We start from the raw sequence: 4,051 nt of genomic DNA on the forward strand, positions 1-4,051 counted from the left end.
CGGGCCGCCGCGCCGTCCGCGCCCAGCGGGAGGCGCGGACGCTTCCCCGGGGCCCGAACCGGCGACGAGCTGGGGACGCTGCTGGCCGAGGGCCGCAGCGTGATCGGCCCGATGCCGCGCGAGCGGCGCGAGTGGTGGCTCGACGAGACGGTGCGGCCGGTCGGCGCGGTGCCCGGGATCGCCGAGTTCGACCCGCTGTTCTTCGAGATCGCGCCCAACGAGGCCGCCGCCATGGACCCGCGCCAACGGCTGCTGCTCGAAGAGATGTGGAAGGCCCTGGAGGACGCCGGCTGCGGGCGCGAACAACTCGCCGCCGAGCGGGTGGGCGTCTTCGTCGGCGTCGAGGAGGGCGACTACCGCAGCATCGCCGCCGAAGAAGAGCGCATCACCTCCAACCACAACGCGGTGCTCGCCGCCCGGCTCTCCTACTTCCTCAACCTGACCGGCCCCGGCATCGCCATCAACACCGCCTGCTCCTCCAGCCTGGTCGCGCTGCACGAGGCGTGCCTGAGCCTGCGCCACGGCGACTGCGACACCGCCGTCGTCGCCAGCGCCAACCTGCTGACGACCCCCCGCGAGTACGACGCGATGGCCGGCGCCGGCATGCTCTCCGCGCAGGGCGTCTGCCGCGCCTTCGACAAGCGCGCCGACGGCATGGTGCCCGCCGAGGCCGTGGCCGTGGTCGTCCTCAAGCGGCGCGACGCCGCCGAGCGCGACGGCCACCGCATCTACCTCAACGTCCTGGCCAGCGGCGTCAACAACGACGGCAAGACCAACGGCATCACCGCCCCCAGCGGCAACGCCCAGACGCGGCTGTTGCAGGAGGTGTACGAGCGCGCCGGCGTCACCCCCGACACGCTCAGCCACCTGGTCACCCACGGCACCGGCACCCGGCTCGGCGACCCGATCGAGATCAATGCGCTGGCCGAGGCGTTCCGCCCGCACACCGACCGCACCGGGTTCTGCGCCCTGACCTCGACCAAGCCCAACGTCGGCCATGCGCTGGCCGCATCGGGCCTGGTCAGCCTCATCGGGCTGGCACTCGGCCTGCGCAAGGAGATCATCCCGCCGAGCATCAACTGCGAGCAGACCAGCGACTTCGTCCGCTGGTCCGAAAGCCCCTTCTACATCAGCCGCACGGCACACGCCTGGCCCGAGGAGGCCGGCCGGCCGCGTCGCGCCGCCGTCAGTTCCTTCGGCTTCAGCGGCACCAACGCCCATGTGGTGGTCGAGAGCCACGGCACCGACCGCGGCGACCTGGCCCGCCTCGGCGACCAGCCCGCCGCGCCCTGGCACCTGCTGCTGTGCTCGGCCCGTACCGAGACCGCGCTCGCCCGGCAACTGCGCGACCTGGCCGACCACTTGGCGGCCCTGCCGGACGACGTCGGGCCCGGGCTGCTGGCCTCGGTCAGCCACACCCTGATCGCCGGCCGGCACCACCTCGCCCGCCGCTGCGCGCGGGTCGTACGCGACCGGGCCGACGCGATCGCCGCGCGGCGCCGCGCGGCCGACCAGCCCGGCGGGCCCGAGGGCAGTTGGGGCGTGGCGCCGCGCGAGTTCACCGTGACCACCGCCCAGCGGCGCGCCCTGGACGAGCTGGTGGCCGAAGCCGCCGCCGACCGCGGCCCCGCCCTGCTCACCGAGTTGGCCCGCGCCTACTGCCAGGGCCATGAGCCGACCGCGTTCAGCGGCCTGTGGGGCGGCCACCCGCCGGCCCGTACCGGGCTGCCCTCCTACGCCTTCGACCACGCCGAGTACTGGGTGACGCACACCCCCGCCGCGGTCTCCGGCGGCGCCGCCCGGCTGCACCCGCTGGTGCACCGCAACGTCTCGGACGTGAGCGGGCTGCGGTACGCCTCCACCTTCACCGCTCGCGACGCCGCGACCGACTGGTTCACGGGCGGCGCCCCGACGCATGGTGCCGTACTCGAACTAGCCCGTACCGCAGTCGAGTTGGGGCTCGGTGGGGAGCCGAAGCCGGTCGCCCTGCACGAGGTGGTCTGGCACGCGCCGATCCCCGCGCCCGGCGCGGACGGCGCGGCCGAACTCGCGCTCCGCATCGACCTGCGGGACGCCGGCGGCGGCCGGGTCGACTGGGCCCTGTACGCGGGCGAGGGCCCGGACGCGTACCTGGTGTGCGACGGCGCCGCAGCCCCCGAGGACGCGCCGCAGCCCGCGGCCCGGCTCGACCTGGCCCTGCTGCGGGCCGACGCCGGCCGGGACCGCGTACTCCTGGAATTCGCGCCGGACGCGGCAGCCGACGCCGCGCCGCTGCCGGCCACAGCGCACCTGGACGCCTGTCTGGCCGCCGCACGGCAACACGCCGGCTGGGGCGGCCAAGGCACCGTCACCGCGCTGGCCGAGGCCCGCTTCCCGCAGGCCGCCGCCCCCGCGCGGTGGGCGCTGCTCACCCCGCGGGTCGAAGCAGGCACCGACCGGCTGGCCCTCACCGCCGAATTCGCCGCGGCCGACGGCACCGTCGTCGCCCACATCGGCGGACTCACCCTGAGCCGTACGCAGCAGCAGCCGGCGACCGCCGCCCAGGCGCCCGGCGATGGCCGGCGGTCCAGGATGCGCGGCTGGACCGTCGCGCAGTGCCTGGCCTGGGAGTTGGCCGACGCCGCCGGGCAGGTCATCGGCATCCCGGCCGAGGAGCTCGACCCGGACGAGAACCTGGCCAACTACGGCATCGACTCCCTCAACATCGCCGCGTTCGCCACCCAGCTCACCGGCCGCCTCGGCCTCACCCTCACCCCCGACCTGTTCTTCAGCCACCCCACGCTCAAGCGCCTTGAGACCTTCCTGCTCACCTCGCACACCGAGCGGATGGACACCCTCTACCGCGAGGGCACCCCGGGCGGCGCGGCCACCACCCCGGCCGGCGGCGGCGAACGCAAGCGCCGCTCCGACCGCTTCGCGGGGGCCACGGCGATCGGGACCGCGCCGGCCCGCGCCGGCCCGGGCGGGGGGGGGGCCCGCCACGCGGCGTCCACCCCCTCCGTGCTGTTTCGCGACCGTGCCGCCGTAGTGCCGTGGTCCTGTGCGGGCAGGCCCGCCATTCCGGCCGTCGTTGTGTGGAAGATCCATGTTCTATGGAGTTTGCCCTACCTGGTTTGTTCTTTTTGAAGGTGTAGGGGTGTTTGAGGAGAGTTGGGATGAAGTGGCCGTGAGTGCCGCGTCCCGCGGCGCTGTGCGCGGCGGCCAGTAATCGGTGGCGCGGTCGCCAATTGCCGCACGGAGGGTCGCTCGGAGTGGCTAGAGTGATACGCGAAGTCATCTACGCCGTACGGGGAGGCGGAGAGAGATGAGTGAGAACCAGCAGGACGGCGGCCGTCACTTAGGCGGCAGGCGGGGCGGGCCGGACCTCGCCCGCGAGGCCGAGACGTTGAGCCACTTCAAGGGCAGGATCGATGAGATCCTCCGCGACTTGGAGACGTCGCCGGCAGCAAAGGGCAAGATCGGCGACCAGTCGATCACGCGCGCGGCCTACGGAACAGGTTTCAGCGCGGCGGACGATCTCGCGAGCATGTACGACAAGGTGCACAGCCGGTTGGAGAAGTTCTCCCAGACGCTGGGCGAGCAACTTGAAGCGCTGGGCATCGCCGTGCAGATCGCGGACCGCGGCTACGACAGCATCGATGCACGACAGGCGGCGCGGCTGAAGGAGATCCAGGCCCGCGCGCGTACGGATCACTCCACGGCGAAGCCGGACCAGGCCGTCGAGCCCGGGTCGAGCCCCACGGACACGCCGACCGGCGGCACCGGCGGCTCCGGCTCGGACTTCAGGTAGGAGACGAGGAGGCGTGAGCAACGGAGAGTTCGAGGGGCAGACCCTCGAAGGTCTGCATGCGATGTTGCAGGGTTCTGATCCGGCCAAGTTGGCTGGTGCGGGGAATGCACTTGGTGACGCGGGTCCGAAGATCGTGGAGGTGGGGAGGTATCTCAGGGGCCAGGCTGGTCGGGTGGAATGGCGTGGGGAGGGTGCTGACGCTTTTCATGAGTGGGTACATGATTTTGCGCTAGAGGTATCGCGATTAGGTCATTTTGCCAG

Annotated in this window: 2 protein-coding genes and 1 pseudogene; all 3 read left to right on the forward strand. The window is 72.7% G+C overall.

Features of this window, described 5'->3' with window-relative positions:
* Positions 1 to 3,126 (forward strand): beta-ketoacyl synthase N-terminal-like domain-containing protein (locus AAHZ94_RS29700; protein ID WP_349996794.1); only part of this gene is annotated, 3,126 nt, incomplete at its 5' end.
* 178 nt (positions 3,127 to 3,304) lie between these two features.
* Positions 3,305 to 3,790 carry a DUF2563 family protein gene (locus AAHZ94_RS29705; RefSeq protein ID WP_349996795.1) on the forward strand — a complete coding sequence of 162 codons (486 nt, stop codon included), beginning with the start codon at positions 3,305 to 3,307 and terminating at the stop codon, positions 3,788 to 3,790.
* Between the two features lie 13 nt (positions 3,791 to 3,803).
* Positions 3,804 to 4,051: pseudogene (locus AAHZ94_RS29710) on the forward strand (hypothetical protein); the annotation flags it as partial.

Origin of the sequence: Streptomyces sp. HSW2009 (genome assembly GCF_040240285.1) — a bacterium.
Taxonomy (GTDB): Bacteria; Actinomycetota; Actinomycetes; order Streptomycetales; family Streptomycetaceae; genus Streptomyces.